This window comes from Kribbella voronezhensis (assembly GCF_004365175.1).
GTDB classification, from domain to species: domain Bacteria; phylum Actinomycetota; class Actinomycetes; order Propionibacteriales; family Kribbellaceae; genus Kribbella; species Kribbella voronezhensis.
Map to the genome: position 1 here is coordinate 181,005 of NZ_SOCE01000002.1, position 17,099 is coordinate 198,103.

Below are 17,099 nucleotides of genomic sequence, written 5' to 3' on the forward strand. Positions count from 1 at the left end.
CCGCAGCATCCGCCGTCGATGCCGCCCGGCTCACGGGCATCCGCGAGATCCCGGAGACGGTCGAGATGTCGCCTTGATGACAAGTGGGATCAAGCCGCGTGCGCGGCCTGCGAACTGGGCACCGAGGCAGTACGACGTCCGCGGCCCGGACCGCCGGGACGATCAGGGGAGTTCCGTGCGATTCGAAGGGAAGTCGTTGTGGTCATCGAGACATCGGAGCAGCGCGGTCGCACCTTCTTCGGGCAGCCGCCAGTGCTGGCGAACCTCTTCGGCGTCGAGCTGTGGGAGAGGTTCTCCTTCTACGGCATGCAGGGCATCCTGCTGATCTACCTGTACTACTCCGCGGGCGATGGCGGTCTGGGGATCAGCGAGGGGACCGCGACCAGCATCGTCGGCGCGTACGGCGGTTTGGTCTACCTGTCGACGATCGTCGGCGGATGGTTGGCCGATCGACTGCTCAGTGCAGAACGCACGCTGTTCTACAGTGCCGTCGTCGTGATGTTTGGACACATCGGACTCGCCTTGATCCCAGGACTGGCCGGTGTCGCGGTAGGACTCGTCTTGATCGGATTCGGCAGCGGTGGGGTGAAGGCCAACGCCACCTCCTTGGTAGGCACGCTGTACGCCGAAAACGACGAGCGCCGTGACGCAGGTTTCTCCCTGTTCTACCTGGGCATCAATCTGGGCGCGTTGGCCGGCCCGCTACTCACCGGCCTGCTGCAGAAGAACGTCGGCTTCCACTACGGCTTCGGACTCGCGGCCGTCGGTATGGCTCTCGGCTTGACGCAGTACAGCATCGGGCGTCGTCGACTCACCGGCTCTGCCCGGGAGGTGCCGGATCCGATTCCGGCCGCGGCTCTGCGGCGCGTCGGTGTCGGTGTGGCCGCCGGGATTCTCGTCATCGGCATCGTCTTGGCCACCGGCATCCTGCCGGCGTCCCGCTACGCGACCGCTGTCGTCGTACTGAGCGCCGTCGCAGCCGTGATCTACTTCGTGGTCATCCTGCGGAGTCCCCGAGTGACGGTCGTCGAGCGGCGCCGAGTGCTCGCGTTCATCCCGCTGTTCATCGCCAGCGCGGCGTTCTGGTCCCTGTACCAGCAACAGTTCACGGTGGTGACCATCTACTCCGATCAACGGCTGAACCGGACCGTCTTCGGCTGGGAGATGCCGGTGTCGTTCGTGCAGTCGATCAATCCGGTCATGATCATCGTGTTGTCCGGCCTGTTCGCGGCGCTGTGGACGAAGCTCGGTTCGCGCCAGCCCTCCACTCCGGTCAAGTTCAGCCTCGGGCTCGCCGTGATGGGAGTCGCGTTCCTCTTGTTCCTGCCGATGGCCGGGGGAGGCCCCAACAGTGCACCGCTGGCGGGACTGGCCGGAGTACTGCTGGTGTTCACGGTCGCGGAGCTGCTGCTGTCCCCGGTCGGTCTGTCGTTGGCGACCAAGCTCGCGCCGGAGGCATTCCGTACCCAGATGGTTGCCCTCTTCTTCCTCTCCATCGCCCTCGGTACGGCGATGTCGGGGGTCCTCGCCAAGTTCTACAGCGCCGATCACGAGTCGGTGTACTTCGGGGTGATCGGCGGGGTGGCACTCGCCCTCGCGGCCGCATTGGCTCTTGCCGTCCGTCCGATCCGTCGCTTGATGAGCGGTGTCCACTGATCCTGGCGCTGCGGAACGCCGGCCTCCGCGATGAGGGCCGCGCCGGCCAGCCGAGGCCCTCCGCTCGCCAGCTGTACTGACCTTCGTGGTCCAGTCGTCCCCGTCACCTTTTCCGCAGTACCGCGTGGATCGCGATCGCGAAAACCAGCGCGATCGCGATGAAGCTGATCGTCGCGGTGGTGTGGCTCATCCAGCCTCCGATCGTGGTGTGAATCAGCGGTTCACGAGATGAAAGAGCGGAAGGTCCAGTCGGGTTCGCGCCTGGGAGGCCAGGTCGCGGCGGAACATCTCCGCTACCCGGTGCCGATCGGTCACGACCACGGCTTCTTCACTGCTGGTCACCCCGACCAGGTCGGCCAGGGCCTCGATCGGCTCCTGGTCCGTGACAGTGCCCGTGACCTCGACCCCCAAGGACTCCAGCCGCTCGAGGCTTTTCTGCATCAGCTGGTCCGCTTCTGTCTCGGGTGTCGCGAGGCGCGACCGGACCAGGTTGTACCGCAATGGCGCGCTCTTCATCTGGTAGAGCTCGACCATCCGCCGTGCGGCCGTGCCTGTCACCTCGCGCTCGACCAGTACCGCGACATCGAACCAGCCGTTCTGATCGTCCTTCGTGTCGTTTCCACGCATCGTTGATCCTCCTTGGTTCTGTCCGTTGTTGCCCGGTTGTGGCTACTCCAGGTCCGCTTCCGGCCAGTGACGATCGACAGGGCCGCCTTGAACACCAGCCCGCTGCAGGCTCCGACGACGGTCGCTACCTTGCTCACCTGAAACCAGACCACCAGCGGTTCGTCGAACCAGCCGATGACCGAGACCGCCAGTCCCAGCCAGGCACCTACCGTGATGGCAGCGACCACGCTCCAGAGCGCAGTTCGCGTTCGCTTGGGCGAGGGCTCCCCGGGGCCGTCCTGCATGTGGCTCCTTTCCGTGTCACCAATACACACCCCAGGCTGCCCGCCGTCGGCCGAGAACCAAGTCATCTCATGAGATCGTCCGCAACCCTTCATGAAACCGACAACTGTGCACGGGTAGCTGGAGATCCGGCGTGAATTGGTGACAGCAACTATTGCGTCGCGCAACTCATGCCGTTACCGTCAGGGCGCTCGGTCCGGTCGTTACCCGTGGCGGCCGGACCGGGCTCGACATCCGCCTTGTCAGCTGTCTTGACCGGTACGGAGGAACTCGGGAGGTTCGCCGGTCAGGGCGGCCGGTGACGTCAGCCAGGTCCGGGTCTGAACCGGGTATCTGCGTTCGATCTCGGCGATGAGGAGTTGCCGTGCTTGGGCGACGGTGATCGGCCTCGGCCCTGCGGCGGCCCGGTAGCTGTCGGTTGTGGTGGCACGCCAGACCGCGTAGAGCTGGGAATCGCTCCAGGTCCGCAGGACGCTGCCGGCGAGCGAACCGTTCGGTGAAGCGGGCCGGAACCTGGTGAGCCAGTTGACGAGCAGGCGCTGGATTCCCACGGTCAGATCCAGTTCTCGCGTTCCGCCGCGAGCTCTTCGACCCGGACGGGCATGCCGCCCCAGATCATCGATGGCAGACGGGAAGTGGGCGCGGACGGGCGCTCGGGCACAACTCTCCTCTCGCTCACGGTGTTGCAAGGTCTTGTCTAGCCCGTCGCTGGGCCGGATGCGGAGTCCGGCGACGGAACGACATGCGATCTCAAACTCTCCTCAGCGCGCTCGTCATACTGCCGGACGGTGAGACAGCACTGAATTGGCGAGACCAAATATTGCATAATGCAACTCATGTCCGCCGAGATCCTGACGCCTCCCGCTGAAGCGCCGTACCGAGCAAGGGTGCGGCGGCTGCTGCGCGGGTCGGACGGCGGGCTGTTGGCGTTGGCTTTGCTGGTGGGTGCGGGTTCGGCGGGGTTCGCGGTCTTGTTCCGGTGGTTGATCGCGACCTTTTCGCAGTTGGCGACCGGGCATGCCGACTACGCGGCCACCCCGGGGGCGTCCCATCCGTGGCTACCCGGGTTGGGGAAGTGGTTCGTGGTCGGTGTGCCGGTGGTCGCCGGTCTGTTGTACGGGCCGTTGTTGCATTTCTTCGCCCGGGAGGCGCGGGGGCACGGCGTACCGGAGGTGATGTACGCCGTACGGCATCGTGGTGCCCGTATCGCGCCTCAGGTCGCCGGTGTGAAGGCGCTGGCGTCCGCGCTGTGTATCGGCGGTGGTGGTTCGGTCGGGCGGGAGGGCCCGATCGTCCAGATCGGCTCGGCGCTGGGATCCACAGCGGGGCGCCTGGCTCGCGTGGCGGAGCCGCGGCTGCGGGTCTTGGTCGCGTGCGGGGCGGCCGGTGGGATCGCGGCGACGTTCAACGCGCCGCTGGCCGGCGTCTTCTTCGCGATGGAGCTGATCTTGGCGGACTTCACGGCCCAGGCGTTCGGCATGGTGGTGGTCTCCGCGGTCACGTCCGCCGCGATCGGCCGGGCCGTCCTGGGGGACGCGCCGTTCCTGACGCTGCCGGCCTTCACTGTCGACCATGTCGGTCAGTACGCACTGTTCGCTGTTCTGGGACTGCTGGCTGGTACGGCTGGTGTTGTTTTCACCCGGGTGCTTTACCTGATCGAAGATGCGTGCGACTGGTTGTGGCGTGGTCCGGAGTGGTTGCGTCCGGCGGTCGGTGGCGTCTTTCTCGGTGGACTGCTGCTCGTCGTGCCAGAGATGTACGGGGTCGGCTATCCGGTGCTGGGGCACGCGGTCTTCGGCTTGTACGGCGTCGGATTCCTGCTGTTCCTGGCGGGGGCGAAGATGGTCGCCACCAGTCTGACCATCGGGATCGGCGGGTCCGGTGGTGTGTTCGCGCCGAGCCTGTTCATCGGGGCGATGCTCGGGTCTGCCTTCGGTGAGCTGGTCCATCAGGTACTGCCCGGAACCGCGGGCCCGGCCGGTGCGTACGGGTTGATCGGCATGGGTGCTGTTTTCGCCGGTGCGGCGCGGGCGCCGATCACCGCGGTGGTGATCATGTTCGAGTTGACGGGGGAGTACTCGATCATCTTGCCCTTGATGACGGCGATCGTGCTGGCGGCAGGGATCAGCCACGCCTTGTCTCCGGACACCATCTACACGCTCAAGCTTCGCCGGCGCGGTGTCGATCTCGGGCGACGCGAGACGATCAGTACGGCCGCGCGGACCAGGGTCGGCGACATCATGACCGCCGTGCCCGGACCGATCAACGCGGAGCGTCCGCTGCGGGAGGTAGCAGTGTCACTCGCCCGGTCGGCGTCCGGCGTACTGCCGGTCCTCGATGCCGAAGGTGAGTACGTCGGTGTCGTGACCGCACGGGTGGTGGCCGAGGCGCTGGCTGACGGGCGGCACGATGCGGACCCGGCGTCGCTGGCGCTGGAGTTGCCGGTCGAAGTGGGGGAGGACGATCACCTCGACCAGGCGATCGAAGCGCTCGACCGCAGTGGCTGCGCTGCTGTCCCGGTCCTGACCGCAGGACGGATCGCCGGCTGGATCAGCTACCGCACCGCACTGAACGCACTCCCGGCCGGGCCCGGTGGAGTGGGCTCCTGAGTCCCGTTGGGATGGTCGATTAGTCTCGGCAAGGATCAGTCAGAAAAGTATTCCGGAGGTGGAGCCGTGGCCGGCTCACGTGCCCGAACCACAGGCGTCCCGACGGACGAGACCGTCGACGATCTGGTCGCCGCCGTCCTGACGGCCTCGCGGGTGCTGGTCGGGATCTCCGCCCGGTCGTTGGCCGGGGTCGAGGAGTCGGTCACGCTGACCCAGTTCCGGACGCTGGTCGTGCTCGACAGTCACGGGCCGAGCCGGCTCAACCAGTTGGCCGAGCGTTTGGAGGTGACGGCTTCGACAGCGCTGCGGATGGTCGACCGGTTGATCGCTGCCGGTCTGGTCGATCGGCGGGAGAACGCCCAGGACCGGCGCGAGGTCGTCATCGATCTGACGGCGGCCGGCCGATCCCTGGTACGCCGGGTCACGCGCGCACGGCGTACCGAAATCGAGCGGGTGGTGCGGGCGATGCCGGTCACCCGGCGGCGTGAACTGGTTCGCGCTCTGGAGGCGTTCGCGACCGCTGCCGATGAGCCCGCGGTGGTGGCGGAAGCAGCGGGCCGTCTCGGCTGGTGACCCGCTGCGGAGTCAGCGGGACTTGAGTTGGGCATAGTCGGCCGCGGTGAGCGGTTCGGCGGTCAGTGCGCCGTCGGCGAGCAGCGCTTCGACGGGTTGACCGTCGCGGGAGAACGTGACCTCGTCGATGGTGGGTACGGCCGTCATGGACAAGACGATCTGTCCGACGGCCAGGATGTTCTCGGTCGCCGATCGGCCGTCGGTCTCACCGGACAGTTCGAGGACGACGCGGTTTCCCTCGACCTGGACGATGGAAAGGGCAAGGTCCGGGGGCAACGCGGAGGTGAGGCCGGTGGACTGTTCGGCCGCGGTGGGTCCGGCGAGCAGTGCCTGGATGACCGTGGTGAGGCGGTCGGTGACAGCTGCGTCCGGTGCTTCGCGGACCAGGCTGACCAACTTGTCCTTGCGCACGAAGTTCACTTGGACTGTCGGCTTGCCGCGGGTCGCTGTGGGTTGACCGGTGGTCGGTTCAGCGGAGCCTGTCAGTCGCGACGGGACGGGGGCGGGCTCGATCGGCGCGGGTTCGTGCTGGAGAGGAACCCCGCATCCCACCAGGAGAGCCGACAAGACGATGGCGGCGGCGAGTGCTTTCATGCCTCGGCCTCCGGCAGCCGTACGACGAATCGCGCGCCGCCGGCGGGTGACGTCGTACACCAGACCGTCCCTCCGTGCACCGTCGCGGTTTCCGCGACGAGGGCCAGGCCGAGCCCGGTTCCGGACGAGGAGCCGCGCTTGTTCCGTCCGGTCGCGAAGCGTTCGAACAGGCGCTCGCGGTCCTCGGGCTGAATACCGGGCCCGGCGTCGTCGACGAAGACCAGGACATTCGGACCGGACCGGGTGATCTCTACCGCTGTGAGGCCGCCGCCATGTGTCTCGGCGTTCTCGAACAGGTTGCGGAACAGCCGTCCGAGGCGCGGTTTGTCGGCCAGTACGACGGCGTCGTCGACCCCGCTCAGCACACCCTGGTCGCGACCGACCTCGTCGAGCACCTGCCTCAGCAGAGGCTTGAGGCCGATCACACTGCTCAGCCGACGGTCGAGTCCGCCGTCGGAGCGGGCCAGTTCCAGCAGGTCCTCCAGGAGGCGCCGGAAGCGCTGCAGGTCGGCGGTGACCAGGTCGAGGGCGCGCTGGGAACGTTCCGACAACTCGTCGCGCCGGGAGTTCAGCAGATCGACGCTGCCGACGAGGGTGGTCAAGGGGGAGCGGAGTTCGTGGCTGACGTCGGCGGCGAGCCTTGCGTCGCGGTTGATCCGTTGCTGCAGGGTGTCGACCATGCTGTTGAACGACGCGACGATGGTGGCCAGCTCCGGGTCGAGCGTCGCCGGCAGCCGCGTGTCCAGGTCACCTCCCGCGATGGACGCCGCCGTCGCGGCGACCCGGTTCAGCGGTGTGACGACGGATCGGCTGGCCCAACGTCCCAGAGCCGCGCCGGCGGCGGCGGCCAGCAACGCGCCGCCGATGAGGATTCCGCTGAGCAGACGCAGGATGCCGTCGAGCTCGGTGAGCGGCGCGATCTCGTAGAAGGTCGCACCCACCGACGGCACCGGTACGCCGACCACGAGCGCAGGGCCGTCGTCAGCGCGGAAGCGCTGGCTGGTCGGTTCCCCCTCGGAGACCGCCTGCCGGACGGCCGCCGGTACCGCATCGCGGCCTTGGTCGAGGGCGGAGGCGTACCACTGGCCTTGCCATTCGAGGATGATCGTGTGCCCGGCCGGAGTACCGGCAGCTGTCAGTACTGCGGAAACATCGGCGCCCGCGCTCTCCAGCCGTCGCTGCACGAACGAGGCGTCTTCGAACGACTGGTGCTGAACGACCCGCTCCCGCTGGGCCAGCAGGTAGCCGCGGGCGAGCAGATAGGTGCTGACCGCGAACACCGCCGAGACCCCGAGGGCGACCAGTGCGAACGCGAGCACGAGCCGGTGCCGCAGTCCGACGGTGGGACGGACGATTCTCATTGCGGGTCCAGCCGGTAGCCCATCCCTCGCATCGTGATCACGAGTTGCGGCTTGCCCGGGTCGCGCTCGATCTTCGTTCGCAGCCGTCTGATGTGGACGTCGACGATGCGTTCGTCGCCGTAGTACCCGTGTTCCCACACCGAGGCAAGCAGCGCCGACCGGCTGAGCACGCGGCCCGGAGGCTGAGCGAGCTCGACCAGCAGCCGGTACTCCGTGACGGTCAGATGGACATCCTTGCCATCGAGCATCACCGCACCACGAGACGTCGACAACACCAGGCTCCGGCCGGGATCCGAATCCAGGACGATGTCGGCCGCGGCCGCCTCCGCGCCGGTCCGCAGCCGCCGGCGCAGCGCTCGCAGCCGCGCGGTGATCTCCTTGATCTGAAAGGGTTTGGTGACGTAGTCGTCCGCGCCCGCCTCGAGTCCGGCGACGATGTCGTGGGTGTCCGAACGCGCGCTGACGATCACGATCGGCAGGTCGCTCATCCGGCGTACCTCCCGGATGCAGGTGTAGCCGTCGACCTCGCCGAGCATCAGGTCCACCATCATCAGATCCGGCATCGCGGCCCTGGCCTGCTCCAGGGCCGACTGGGTGTCAGCGGCCTCGGCGACCTGGTAGCCCTCGTCCTCGAGCGCCAGACGCAGCAGCGCCCGGATCCGGTCGTCGTCCTCGACGATCAATACCTGCATCGGCATGGCCACATCGTTGCATCTCTTCGAACCCATCCGGGGCCCGTGCCCTCGTCGTCATCTGATCGTCAAGTAGCACCCCGACCGATCTCAACCTCGACCGTTCAGGCTGGGAGCAGTCTCACTTCACCTTGGAAGGCAGCCGACGATGACAGAGTCGCTTCACACCCCGCTACCGCAGAAAGCCATCGTCACTTTGTCCGACACGGATCTGGCCGGTGGATTGACCTCGTTGCGCTGGCACCTGCAGGGGCTCGTGATGGACGGTGCCTGCCTGGTGGTCATCGACGTCTCGGATCTCGACGAGATGTCGTCGACGCTGCTGGCCGCCATGCTCGACACCCACCGGGTGTGCCGCCGCCGCGGCGGTGGTGTGGTGGTCCGGCACGCAAGCCGCAAGATGGCCGACGTACTACGCCGTACCGGCCTCGACCGCGTCTTCGAGGTCGAGGCTGCGTGAGGTACCAGCACCCGTGAAGCACTTCGATCCGGACCACCCCGCCTTCGTCGACGTCACCGTCGTCGAATTCGCCGCCCACACCGCCTATCTCGATCCGCGCACCGGAACCGGTTACCTCATCACGCCGAGACCGGAATCCGATGTCGCCGACCCGCTGACGGAAAGCGGCGGACAGTCGCTGTACGACGCCGACCGGCAGGCCGCGTTCGACCACCTCGCGATCGAAGGCTGGGAACCACTGCTCGACGAACACGGAGACATCGAACGAGCGGGCTGGACGACCGACGACCGCCTCGGCCTGTGCCTGTACTGCGTGCCGACCGCCGGCGAGCCAAGCCTCGAAGCCCTGAGCAGGGCCTTGATGGCGCTCGACATCGCAGCCCACCTCAGCACCCGCTCACGCCACGAGACCAACGACCAGAGCCGGACCGACTGATCGGTGGGTTCAGCCCGCCACGCTGGGCGTGTCTGTGCGCGGATCGCGCGCACCAGCGACGGTAAACAAAGTGCAGAGAAGCGCGAGACCGCCGTATCCGAGTGCGATGTGCGATACCGAATGCGTGTTGGAGAGTCGGGCGGAGATCAGGCTGGGAATAGTCGCGCTGCTGTAGCTGAGGAGATAGATCACGGAGAAGATCGGCGCGCGGTCGACCGGGGCGCTACCGAACAGCAGGCCACGGGTTGCGGCGCTGATGGCAATGCCTTGAGCGGCTCCCGCGATGATGGATGCGGCGATGAACAACGGCAATGCACCGTTCGCGATCGCGGTGAGTAGTCCGATCCATCCAGCAAGAAAGGCGATCATGCCGATCCGCTGAGCTGCCGCCGGTGAAAATCGTCCGCCGAGGGGAGCGCCCAGAGCGCTGGGACCCATGTACGCGGCGAAGACCAGCCCGAGCACGAGTGAGTTGTTGGTGTGAAGTTGATCTGCGACCAGGGCGGGAACGAAGGCCTGATAGAAGGCACCGGTGGACCAGGTGGCCAGAAACACCGCGGCGGCGATGGGGAGCAGGCGCCTGAGCCGGGCCGGCACACGAACGCTCGGCCGCAATGATCGCCAACCGCCCCCCGCTGGGGTCACGGTCTCCGGGCTGATGACGACGAGCGCGACCGACAGCACGAGTACGCCGACCAGAATCAGGTAGATGAGGTCACGTGGCCACGGGCCGAACTGAACCAAGGCACCGGACGCAATGGCGCCGATGGCGAGACCGAGCATGACTGTCTGGCTTGACGCGACGGAAGCCAGCCAGGCCGGCCTGGTGGGCGCGGCGTCGACGATGTACGCGGTGAGGGCGCTGCTGGCCAGGCCGGCACCGAGGCCCATCAGGAATCGACCGGCGATCAGAATGCCGATGTCGTGCACCCTCAAGAGCAGTAGACAACCCAGTATCAGCAACGCGAGGCTTGCTACCGCAGTCGGTCGTCGACCCACAGAGGTGGAGAGCCGGCCCGCCATCAGGAGCGTACTGAGGGTGGCGGCGGAGTAAGCGACGACTGTCAACGAGATGCCGGCATTGGTGAACCCTTCCGCGGCCCGATAGACGTTGAAAAGGGGAATGGTCGAGCCCACCGCCGCAAACACCGCCGCCAATGAGACGACGGCTGAGAGGAAGGCCAGCATCGTGTCCCGGCGACCATGGGCGGTCGCCAACATCACCTGTCGCACCTAGCTGTACCAATCTCTAGTTCCCATGAACCGTCCCGGACGGGCTCGGCGCTAGCTGCAGGTGCGGCGGGCTCCCGCGTCGTGGCCCGACCGCACCTGCGAGTGTTCCTCAGGGCCTGACGCGGATGACGGTCTTTCCCTTGGATCGATCGGTCGTGGTGAAAGCGGCGACGGCATCGTTGAGCGTTGTGGTCGTTCCGATGTTCGTGCGCAGTCTTCCGTCCTGGACCCGCCGCGCGATCTCGCTGAGCTGGGCTCGGTCGGCCTCGACAACGAAGTCCACCGCGAGGCCGTCAGCGGGCCTGGCCTCCGCAGGACCGACGATCGTCACCAGCGATCCGCCGGCCTTGATCATGGCCGCGGACCTCTTCTGAATGTCGCCGCCGATGACGTCGAAAACCAGATCGACTGCACCGACGTCTTCGAGCGCATCGCGCTCGAGGTCGACGAACTCGTGGGCGCCGAAATCGAGCGCCTTCTCACGGTCAGCAGCTCGCCCCGTACCGATGACGTAAGCGCCCGCCTCGCGCGCCAGCTGCGTCACCATCGCTCCGACTGCGCCCGCCGCGCCGTGCGCGAGGATGCTCTGTCCGGCCTGAAGACGGCCGTGCTGGAACAGTCCTTGCCACGCGGTCAGCCCCGAGATCGGAAGGCTCGCGCCGACCGTGAAGTCGACGTCGCCGGGCAGCGGCGCAACGTTGCGGGCTTCGATCGCCACGGACTCGGCCAGGGAGCCGTTGCGATGCCAGTCAGCGAGACCGAACACCCGCTGTCCTACCGACAGTCCCGTCGTGCCGTAGCCGAGGGCGCTGACCACTCCGGCCAGCTCGTGGCCGGGGATCGATGGGGCCCGGTCACGGCCGGCCCGGTCGGTCCACGTCGATGGCCACTCCAGCTCGGTCGAGACCCATCCCGCGGCATGAACTTCAACGATCACATCGTTGATGGCTGCTGTGGGCTCAGGACAATCGGCCAGCGTCATGCCGGCCGTTCCGGCAGCCTGGTCCTTCACAACAATCGCCTTCATCAGGCAGCTCCTTCGTGTCGACGCTGGTCGGCGAATCCGGCCTTCCAGTGGTTGGCGTCGAGCTGAAGCTGCTTCTTACCGCGGCAGGCCGATCCCGTCGTGCCCGACCCAGGTCAGGTCTGGCGCGAGGTGGAGGACGGTGCGCCGTGCGGCCGTGCGGCGATTGTTCGGGCTGGCGGCGAAAGGTCCGGCGCGGGTCGTGACACGGACAGGTATGCCTATGGACACAGTTGCGAATTCGGTTCAGTTGCCGCCGCTCGACAATCCGAACGAGCGGGCGGCTGTTGGTGCGGAGCTGCAGGCTGCGCTGCTGGATCTGATCGATCTGTCGCTGATCGGAAAGCAGTTGCACTGGAGCGTTGTCGGCGCGGCCGCTCATGGGGTGCACCTGTTCCTCGACGAGCTGGTCGAGCAGTGGCGTGAGCTCGCGGATGTTGTGGCCGAGCGTGCGGTGACGCTGGGATTCATTCCGGACGGACAGAGCCCGACCGTCGCGAGCGGGTCACACGTCGAACCTGTCGAGGTGCGGTCGCTACACGACCACCTGGTTGTCTGGGAGCTGGGCCGTCGAGTAGCAGCGGTGGCTGAGCGCATCCGGCAGCGGCTCGCGCCAATCGGTGCGGCGGATCTGGTGACGCAAGAAGTGCTGACCAGAGTGGTCGGAGCGTTGGAGAAGCAGCAGTGGCTGCTGCGCGTCCAGGTCGGGGAGAAGGCCTGATGGCCGTCACCAGAGGGTTTCTTGGCCGGCGCCCCTCGGACTCTTCGAGAGTGCCGCCGGGGCAGTACGTGACTCGAGACTTCCCGGTGCTGTCCGCCGGACCAACCCCGTCTACGCGACTGGACGACTGGGATTTCACTCTTCGTGGATCGGTGGAAAGCCCGGTGTCATGGTCCTGGGCCGAGTTCCAGGCTCTGCCTCGCGAGAAGTTCACCGTCGACATCCACTGCGTGACGAAGTGGACCAAGCTGGACATGCCGTGGTCGGGAGTGTCTCTCGACACCCTGTTGAGTGCGGTGCCGACTCCGGCATCGCATGCATTGGCCTTCTCCGACGGTGGCTACACCACCAACATTCCGCTGGCGGACCTGCGCGGTGGAAAGGCCTGGATCGTGGACGAGTACGACGGTCGGCCGCTCGATCCGGAGCACGGTGGGCCGGCCCGGCTCTTGGTGCCTCACTTGTACTTCTGGAAGAGCGCGAAGTGGATCCGCGGGTTGAACCTGCTGACCGAGGACCAGCCCGGCTTCTGGGAGAGGTACGGCTATCACAACTATGGAGATCCGTGGAAAGAACAGCGCTACTACGGCGACTGACCTGGCAGACCGGCACAGTGATCGCGACGACCTTCGAGACGCCACGGGTAAGGACCATCACGTTCGCCGTACCGGATTGGCACGGACATCGCGCCGGTCAGCACCTTGACGTGCGGTTGACCGCGCCTGACGGCTATCAGACCCAGCGAAGCTACTCGATCGCCTCAGGGCCGGAGGACGACCACTTGTCGATCACGGTCGAGCGACTCGACGACGGCGAAGTCTCGTCGTACCTGGTCGACGAGTTGCGAGCAGGTGACGAGCTCGAGTTCCGTGGCCCCATCGGCGGACACTTCGTGTGGGAGAACGCAACGGGCGGTCCGTTGTTCCTGGTGGCCGGCGGATCAGGACTGGTGCCTCTGCGGTCGATGCTTCGGCATCACCGTGCGACCAGCAGCCAAGTGCCTGTCCGTGTGCTGTGCTCAGCCCGCTCACTCGAACTCCTGATCTATCGTCAGGAGCTGATGGAACTGGCAGCGAGCCCGCTCGTCGACGTCTCGATCACCCTGACGCGCGAGGCGCCGGAGGACTGGGCCGGTTACCGCGGCCGGATCGACTCGATGCTCTTGTCCGAGGCTGGATGGCCGATCAGTGCAGAGCCGCTCACCTATGTCTGCGGACCGACGGCGTTCGTCGAGACCGCGGCGGCCGGCTTGGTGAGCATGGGACATGATCCCGGACGGATTCGTACCGAACGCTTCGGCGGGACAGGAATGTGACCACGATGGGACCAGTCGACGGCAACGCGATCGCAGGCGTCATGCACGACCTCTTCGCGCGAGACATGACGACCATGGGATACCAGTGCGCGGGCTGTGGCGGGGCCGGGGTGATGGCAGAGCTGGTCGTCTACATGTCGGGACCCGGCGCCGTGGGCCGTTGCCGGGACTGTGACGCGATCCTGCTGGTGCTCACCGAACGACGCGGAATGTACTGCGTCGACATGCCTGGAGCGACACAGCCACTGTTCCTTGCGGACTGACTCCAGGCCGTCCGCTCAACACTCACCTCGAAAGGCGCCCGATGACCATTCAGACCCCACCCGACCCGACCGCGGCCGAGCAGGCCACGCACTTGCCGGCGGCGATCACGAGGTTCCTGCGTGAGGCCGATCCCCAGCACAAGGCGAACGCGCACGACCTGCTGTCAGCCTTCACGATCGACGCCACAGTGATCGATGACGACGGCAAGACCTACGTCGGTCACGACGAGATCCACCATTGGCGGAGCGCGGAGATGAATGGGTTTACGTACACAGTCGAGATCAGCCGCGTAGAGAAGTTCGACGACAACCGGTACGTCGTCACCACTCGTCTCGAGGGCGATTTCCCCGGCGGAGTTGTCGACATCATCTACCGGTTCACGCTCGCCGGCGATCTGATCCAGCGTCTGGAGATAGCTCCCTGACGCTCGGTCCGCGCACGAAGCGATGCGCACCGTAAGATCCGTGACTTGGTGACCACTAACTGGTAGCGAAAGAGCAGCCGGGCGGGAAGCCAGCCAACTGATCAACGGGTAGAGGTGAACATCATGAGCGGGTGGAGGGAGACGCTCGAGCGATTCCTGGCCACTGATCCGCGTGACGTCGGCTGTGATGAGGCGATGGCTGTGCTGCATCTCTACGCCGAACTGCAGGCGGCCGGTGTCGACGCGGCCGGGCAGTATCCCGGGGTGGCGGCGCACCTTGCCGGCTGTGAAGCCTGTGCGGAGGATGCCCGCGGGCTACTGGCTGCTGTCCAGGAGGACGACCGCTAGCCAAACCAACGGCACGAAGAGAACGAGGAGTTGGTCGCCATGACTGAGAAGTTGCGGGGGATCCAAGCCGAGGACGGCGGAGCCGTCTCCGCCGCCGACATTCCGAAGGCAGTGACTGCCGGCCGCCTGCTGTACGCCGACGGCGCGAGTCAGGTCTTCACGATCGACGGACGAACCACCTATTCCGAGCGAGGCGGCGACAGCGCGGGGGAGTGGTCCGTCGATGACGACGGGCGGTTCTGTTCGTTCTGGCCGCCGTCGTACCGGGCGTGCTACGCGCTCCGCTGGATGGTCGAGGGGACGCGGATCGTCGGACTCAGATTCACCGGCTTCATGGATGGTGTGACGTTCGAAGGCCGCTACGAGTAGCGTCCTTGACGGCGGGCTCCGAGATGGCTGCTGCGACCAGGGATTGCAGCGCCGGGATCACGTCGGCCTCGAACCACGGGTTCTTCGCCTGCCACCTGAAGTTGAGCGGTGACGGGTGGACCAGCGGAATCCGGTCGGGAGCGTAGTCGTCGTACGCGCGCACGGTCTCGGTCAGGTTCTTCTTGGCGGCGGACCCGAGATAGTGCTTCTGGGCGTAGTTGCCGACAAGAACCGTGAGACGGAGTTCAGGCATCAACCGCAGGATTCTCGGGTGCCACAGTGACGCGAATTCGCGGCGCGGCGGCAGATCGCCGTGTGTGCCCTTGCCCGGGTAGTAGAAGTCCATCGGCAGCAGGGCGATCGTGTCCGGGTCGTAGAACTGGGCGTCGGTGAGGGCCAGCCACTCCCGCAGTTTGATGCCGCTGGCGTCGTTCCACGGGATCTGGCTCTCCTGAGCCTGCTTGCCGGGCGCCTGGCCGATGACGACGATCTTCGACCTCGGTGATGCGGTGTAGATCGGCTCGTATCCGCGGTCGGTAGCCCACGCGTTCGAGGCATGGTTCCTGATCTCGGCACGCAGCCCGGCGAGTTCGCGCATGAGGTTCCTCATTTCGTCGATGAGACCTATTCGTACCAGAAGTGGACTGAATCGACCAGTTGAAGCACAGTCTCACGAGTGGACGGGAGCAGAAAAGGACGGTATCGTCCATCATGTTGTTGCACGGATCCGGCTCGGGCCGGACCCGTGATCACTACACTGCGTTGATCGCCGGAGATCCATGAAGAGCGAAGTTTCCGAGTCCTTGCCTCAGGTGCGGGTCGTCTCTGCGGAGTCGGCGGCCGAGAACCGCGCCTGGGTTCGCGATTTGAGCAGTCGTGGTGACCGCCGTGAGCTGGCGAGCCGGCGGCTGTACGAGGTACTTCTCCGGGCGGCCCGGTCAGAGGCGGGGCGACGAGCTGGGAGGCTGCGACTTGCCGGCCCTGAGCTGGACGACATCGCCCACCAGGCGGCCGCGGACGCCCTGCTGGCGATCTGCGGCAAGGTCGAGACGTTCCGTGGTGACTGCAAGTTCACCACCTGGGCGTACAAGTTCGTGATCTTCGACGTGGCGGCCAAGGTCAACCGGCACTTCTGGCAGCGGGCCGGTGTTGCCTTCGACGACGAGGACTGGGATCGCCTTCCCGCCCGCTTGGGAATCGAGCCGGAGGCGCACGCGGAGAGCCGGGATCTGCTGCAAGCCGTACATCGTGCCGTCGACGAAGAACTGACGGCAAAGCAACGGACCGTGTTTGTCGCGTTGGTGCTGAACGGGATGCCCACCGATGTGCTGGCGGATCAGCTCGGCGCGACCCACAACGCGATCTACAAGATGATGTTCGATGCCCGCCGGAAGTTGCGGACGGCACTGGTCGACGCCGGGTACCTGCCGGAGCAGCGGCTCGCGTGGGAGCATCGCGAGGACACAGGCACGAGCGAACCGGTCCGCCTGGAGGTTCAGATGGCAGTCGTCAACCGCGGGTTCGAAGGCCGAGGCACATCCGGCGATCGGAGACTTCCGCCGGGTCAGCATCTGACCGACGACTTCCCGGTGCTGTCGGCGAGCGTCACGCCGCTGATTCCCAAGGACAAGTGGGAGTTGACGATCACCTCGGAGAGCGGGGCACAGCGACGCTGGAACTGGGACGACTTGGCGGCTCTCCCGGTCGAACAGGTGGTCGCCGACATCCATTGCGTCACCAGGTGGTCGAAGCTCGGCACTCGCTGGGAAGGCGTCTCCGTCGATACTTTGCTCGCTGACGTGACCACCGAGGCGACCCACGTCCTGGTCAGCTCCTACGGCGGCTACACGTCCAACCTGCCGCTCGCCGATCTTCGCGGCGGGAAGGCCTGGATCGTCTACCGGTACGACGGGCAGGAACTCGGAGCGCTGCACGGTGGTCCGGTCCGTCTGCTCGTCCCGCACCTGTACTTCTGGAAGTCAGCCAAGTGGCTGAACGGTCTGCGGTTGCTACTGCGCGACGAGCCCGGCTTCTGGGAGCAGGCCGGCTACCACAACCACGGTGATCCGTGGCGCGAGCAACGCTACGAGTTCGACTGACGGGATGCGCCG

At 66.3% G+C, this 17,099-nt stretch carries 21 protein-coding genes; 13 read left to right on the forward strand and 8 right to left on the reverse strand.

Going from position 1 to position 17,099, the window contains the following annotated elements; all coding sequences use genetic code 11:
- Nucleotides 1-198: 198 nt before the first annotated feature.
- The gene (locus tag EV138_RS28250) at nucleotides 199-1,656 is read left to right on the forward strand and encodes a peptide MFS transporter (protein ID WP_238158475.1); all 1,458 of its coding nucleotides are present in this window, start codon (nucleotides 199-201) and stop codon (nucleotides 1,654-1,656) included.
- 213 nt (nucleotides 1,657-1,869) lie between these two features.
- Here EV138_RS28250 and EV138_RS28255 read toward each other — a convergent pair whose 3' ends face one another.
- Nucleotides 1,870-2,283 carry a hypothetical protein gene (locus tag EV138_RS28255; RefSeq protein WP_133982387.1) on the reverse strand — a complete coding sequence of 138 codons (414 nt, stop codon included), beginning with the start codon at nucleotides 2,281-2,283 and terminating at the stop codon, nucleotides 1,870-1,872.
- 524 nt (nucleotides 2,284-2,807) lie between these two features.
- Complete coding sequence (locus EV138_RS28260; RefSeq protein ID WP_133982389.1) at nucleotides 2,808-3,116, reverse strand: hypothetical protein; 309 nt, start codon at nucleotides 3,114-3,116, stop codon at nucleotides 2,808-2,810.
- A 285-nt stretch (nucleotides 3,117-3,401) separates the two neighbouring features.
- Here EV138_RS28260 and EV138_RS28265 point away from each other — a divergent pair, with 285 nt between their 5' ends.
- Together EV138_RS28265 and EV138_RS28270 are read left to right on the forward strand one after the other, a co-directional pair.
- Nucleotides 3,402-5,174 (forward strand): chloride channel protein, encoded by a 1,773-nt coding sequence (locus EV138_RS28265; protein ID WP_133982391.1) that lies wholly within the window; start codon nucleotides 3,402-3,404, stop codon nucleotides 5,172-5,174.
- A gap of 66 nt (nucleotides 5,175-5,240) precedes the next feature.
- Nucleotides 5,241-5,747 carry a MarR family winged helix-turn-helix transcriptional regulator gene (locus EV138_RS28270; RefSeq protein ID WP_133982393.1) on the forward strand — a complete coding sequence of 169 codons (507 nt, stop codon included), beginning with the start codon at nucleotides 5,241-5,243 and terminating at the stop codon, nucleotides 5,745-5,747.
- Between the two features lie 12 nt (nucleotides 5,748-5,759).
- Here the strand turns inward: EV138_RS28270 and EV138_RS28275 are convergent, their stop codons facing one another.
- The 3 genes from EV138_RS28275 to EV138_RS28285 are packed head-to-tail and all read right to left on the reverse strand — an operon-like array spanning nucleotide 5,760 to nucleotide 8,400.
- A complete protein-coding gene (locus tag EV138_RS28275) occupies nucleotides 5,760-6,341 on the reverse strand; it encodes a GerMN domain-containing protein (protein ID WP_133982395.1) in 582 nt (193 codons plus the stop codon).
- The gene (locus tag EV138_RS28280; protein WP_133982397.1) at nucleotides 6,338-7,702 is read right to left on the reverse strand and encodes a HAMP domain-containing sensor histidine kinase; all 1,365 of its coding nucleotides are present in this window, start codon (nucleotides 7,700-7,702) and stop codon (nucleotides 6,338-6,340) included. The genes EV138_RS28275 and EV138_RS28280 overlap by 4 nt, the downstream gene beginning before the upstream one ends.
- Nucleotides 7,699-8,400, reverse strand: coding sequence for a response regulator (locus EV138_RS28285; protein WP_133982399.1), 702 nt, complete (start codon nucleotides 8,398-8,400; stop codon nucleotides 7,699-7,701). The genes EV138_RS28280 and EV138_RS28285 overlap by 4 nt, the downstream gene beginning before the upstream one ends.
- A gap of 142 nt (nucleotides 8,401-8,542) precedes the next feature.
- On the opposite strand from EV138_RS28285, the gene EV138_RS28290 reads away from it, so the two are divergent.
- On the forward strand, nucleotides 8,543-8,854 hold the full coding sequence (locus tag EV138_RS28290) for an STAS domain-containing protein (RefSeq protein WP_133982401.1): 312 nt from the start codon (nucleotides 8,543-8,545) through the stop codon (nucleotides 8,852-8,854).
- A gap of 13 nt (nucleotides 8,855-8,867) precedes the next feature.
- Nucleotides 8,868-9,290, forward strand: a complete 423-nt coding sequence (locus EV138_RS28295; protein ID WP_133982403.1) for a hypothetical protein — start codon at nucleotides 8,868-8,870, stop codon at nucleotides 9,288-9,290.
- A gap of 9 nt (nucleotides 9,291-9,299) precedes the next feature.
- Here EV138_RS28295 and EV138_RS28300 read toward each other — a convergent pair whose 3' ends face one another.
- Together EV138_RS28300 and EV138_RS28305 are read right to left on the reverse strand one after the other, a co-directional pair.
- A complete protein-coding gene (locus EV138_RS28300; RefSeq protein ID WP_133984470.1) occupies nucleotides 9,300-10,511 on the reverse strand; it encodes an MFS transporter in 1,212 nt (403 codons plus the stop codon).
- A 121-nt stretch (nucleotides 10,512-10,632) separates the two neighbouring features.
- Complete coding sequence (locus EV138_RS28305; protein WP_133982405.1) at nucleotides 10,633-11,550, reverse strand: NADP-dependent oxidoreductase; 918 nt, start codon at nucleotides 11,548-11,550, stop codon at nucleotides 10,633-10,635.
- Between the two features lie 139 nt (nucleotides 11,551-11,689).
- Between EV138_RS28305 and EV138_RS28310 the strand changes: the two genes are divergently transcribed.
- The 7 genes from EV138_RS28310 to EV138_RS28340 all read left to right on the forward strand — a co-directional run bounded on the left by EV138_RS28310 (nucleotide 11,690) and on the right by EV138_RS28340 (nucleotide 14,988).
- Nucleotides 11,690-12,268, forward strand: coding sequence for a ferritin-like domain-containing protein (locus tag EV138_RS28310; protein ID WP_166678774.1), 579 nt, complete (start codon nucleotides 11,690-11,692; stop codon nucleotides 12,266-12,268).
- A complete protein-coding gene (locus EV138_RS28315; protein ID WP_238158476.1) occupies nucleotides 12,268-12,864 on the forward strand; it encodes a sulfite oxidase-like oxidoreductase in 597 nt (198 codons plus the stop codon). The genes EV138_RS28310 and EV138_RS28315 overlap by 1 nt, the downstream gene beginning before the upstream one ends.
- Entirely contained in the window at nucleotides 12,834-13,583 is a 750-nt protein-coding gene (locus EV138_RS28320) for a ferredoxin reductase (protein ID WP_133982409.1), read from the forward strand. The genes EV138_RS28315 and EV138_RS28320 overlap by 31 nt, the downstream gene beginning before the upstream one ends.
- 5 nt (nucleotides 13,584-13,588) lie before the next feature.
- Entirely contained in the window at nucleotides 13,589-13,846 is a 258-nt protein-coding gene (locus EV138_RS28325) for a DUF6510 family protein (RefSeq protein ID WP_133982411.1), read from the forward strand.
- A 41-nt stretch (nucleotides 13,847-13,887) separates the two neighbouring features.
- Nucleotides 13,888-14,271: a nuclear transport factor 2 family protein gene (locus EV138_RS28330; RefSeq protein ID WP_133982413.1), complete on the forward strand. Its 384-nt coding sequence runs from the start codon at nucleotides 13,888-13,890 to the stop codon at nucleotides 14,269-14,271.
- A gap of 123 nt (nucleotides 14,272-14,394) precedes the next feature.
- On the forward strand, nucleotides 14,395-14,619 hold the full coding sequence (locus EV138_RS28335) for a hypothetical protein (RefSeq protein ID WP_133982415.1): 225 nt from the start codon (nucleotides 14,395-14,397) through the stop codon (nucleotides 14,617-14,619).
- Between the two features lie 39 nt (nucleotides 14,620-14,658).
- The gene (locus EV138_RS28340; RefSeq protein ID WP_133982417.1) at nucleotides 14,659-14,988 is read left to right on the forward strand and encodes a hypothetical protein; all 330 of its coding nucleotides are present in this window, start codon (nucleotides 14,659-14,661) and stop codon (nucleotides 14,986-14,988) included.
- Here EV138_RS28340 and EV138_RS28345 read toward each other — a convergent pair.
- Nucleotides 14,951-15,598: a uracil-DNA glycosylase family protein gene (locus EV138_RS28345; protein WP_238158477.1), complete on the reverse strand. Its 648-nt coding sequence runs from the start codon at nucleotides 15,596-15,598 to the stop codon at nucleotides 14,951-14,953. The genes EV138_RS28340 and EV138_RS28345 overlap by 38 nt on opposite strands.
- A gap of 169 nt (nucleotides 15,599-15,767) precedes the next feature.
- Between EV138_RS28345 and EV138_RS37740 the strand changes: the two genes are divergently transcribed.
- Nucleotides 15,768-17,087, forward strand: coding sequence for a sigma-70 family RNA polymerase sigma factor (locus EV138_RS37740; RefSeq protein WP_133982419.1), 1,320 nt, complete (start codon nucleotides 15,768-15,770; stop codon nucleotides 17,085-17,087).
- Nucleotides 17,088-17,099: the final 12 nt, after the last annotated feature.

What these genes read in the sequence shown, in the direction of transcription:
- EV138_RS28255 (WP_133982387.1), bottom strand. Translation starts at nt 2,283, where the DNA reads ATGCGTGGAAACGACACGAAGGACGATCAGAACGGCTGGTTCGATGTC.
- EV138_RS28265 (WP_133982391.1), top strand. Translation starts at nt 3,402, where the DNA reads ATGTCCGCCGAGATCCTGACGCCTCCCGCTGAAGCGCCGTACCGAGCA.
- EV138_RS28275 (WP_133982395.1), bottom strand. Translation starts at nt 6,341, where the DNA reads ATGAAAGCACTCGCCGCCGCCATCGTCTTGTCGGCTCTCCTGGTGGGA.
- EV138_RS28280 (WP_133982397.1), bottom strand. Translation starts at nt 7,702, where the DNA reads ATGAGAATCGTCCGTCCCACCGTCGGACTGCGGCACCGGCTCGTGCTC.
- EV138_RS28285 (WP_133982399.1), bottom strand. Translation starts at nt 8,400, where the DNA reads ATGCCGATGCAGGTATTGATCGTCGAGGACGACGACCGGATCCGGGCG.
- EV138_RS28290 (WP_133982401.1), top strand. Translation starts at nt 8,543, where the DNA reads ATGACAGAGTCGCTTCACACCCCGCTACCGCAGAAAGCCATCGTCACT.
- EV138_RS28300 (WP_133984470.1), bottom strand. Translation starts at nt 10,511, where the DNA reads ATGTTGGCGACCGCCCATGGTCGCCGGGACACGATGCTGGCCTTCCTC.
- EV138_RS28305 (WP_133982405.1), bottom strand. Translation starts at nt 11,550, where the DNA reads ATGAAGGCGATTGTTGTGAAGGACCAGGCTGCCGGAACGGCCGGCATG.
- EV138_RS28315 (WP_238158476.1), top strand. Translation starts at nt 12,268, where the DNA reads ATGGCCGTCACCAGAGGGTTTCTTGGCCGGCGCCCCTCGGACTCTTCG.
- EV138_RS28325 (WP_133982411.1), top strand. Translation starts at nt 13,589, where the DNA reads ATGGGACCAGTCGACGGCAACGCGATCGCAGGCGTCATGCACGACCTC.
- EV138_RS28330 (WP_133982413.1), top strand. Translation starts at nt 13,888, where the DNA reads ATGACCATTCAGACCCCACCCGACCCGACCGCGGCCGAGCAGGCCACG.
- EV138_RS28335 (WP_133982415.1), top strand. Translation starts at nt 14,395, where the DNA reads ATGAGCGGGTGGAGGGAGACGCTCGAGCGATTCCTGGCCACTGATCCG.
- EV138_RS28340 (WP_133982417.1), top strand. Translation starts at nt 14,659, where the DNA reads ATGACTGAGAAGTTGCGGGGGATCCAAGCCGAGGACGGCGGAGCCGTC.
- EV138_RS28345 (WP_238158477.1), bottom strand. Translation starts at nt 15,598, where the DNA reads ATGAGGAACCTCATGCGCGAACTCGCCGGGCTGCGTGCCGAGATCAGG.
- EV138_RS37740 (WP_133982419.1), top strand. Translation starts at nt 15,768, where the DNA reads ATGAAGAGCGAAGTTTCCGAGTCCTTGCCTCAGGTGCGGGTCGTCTCT.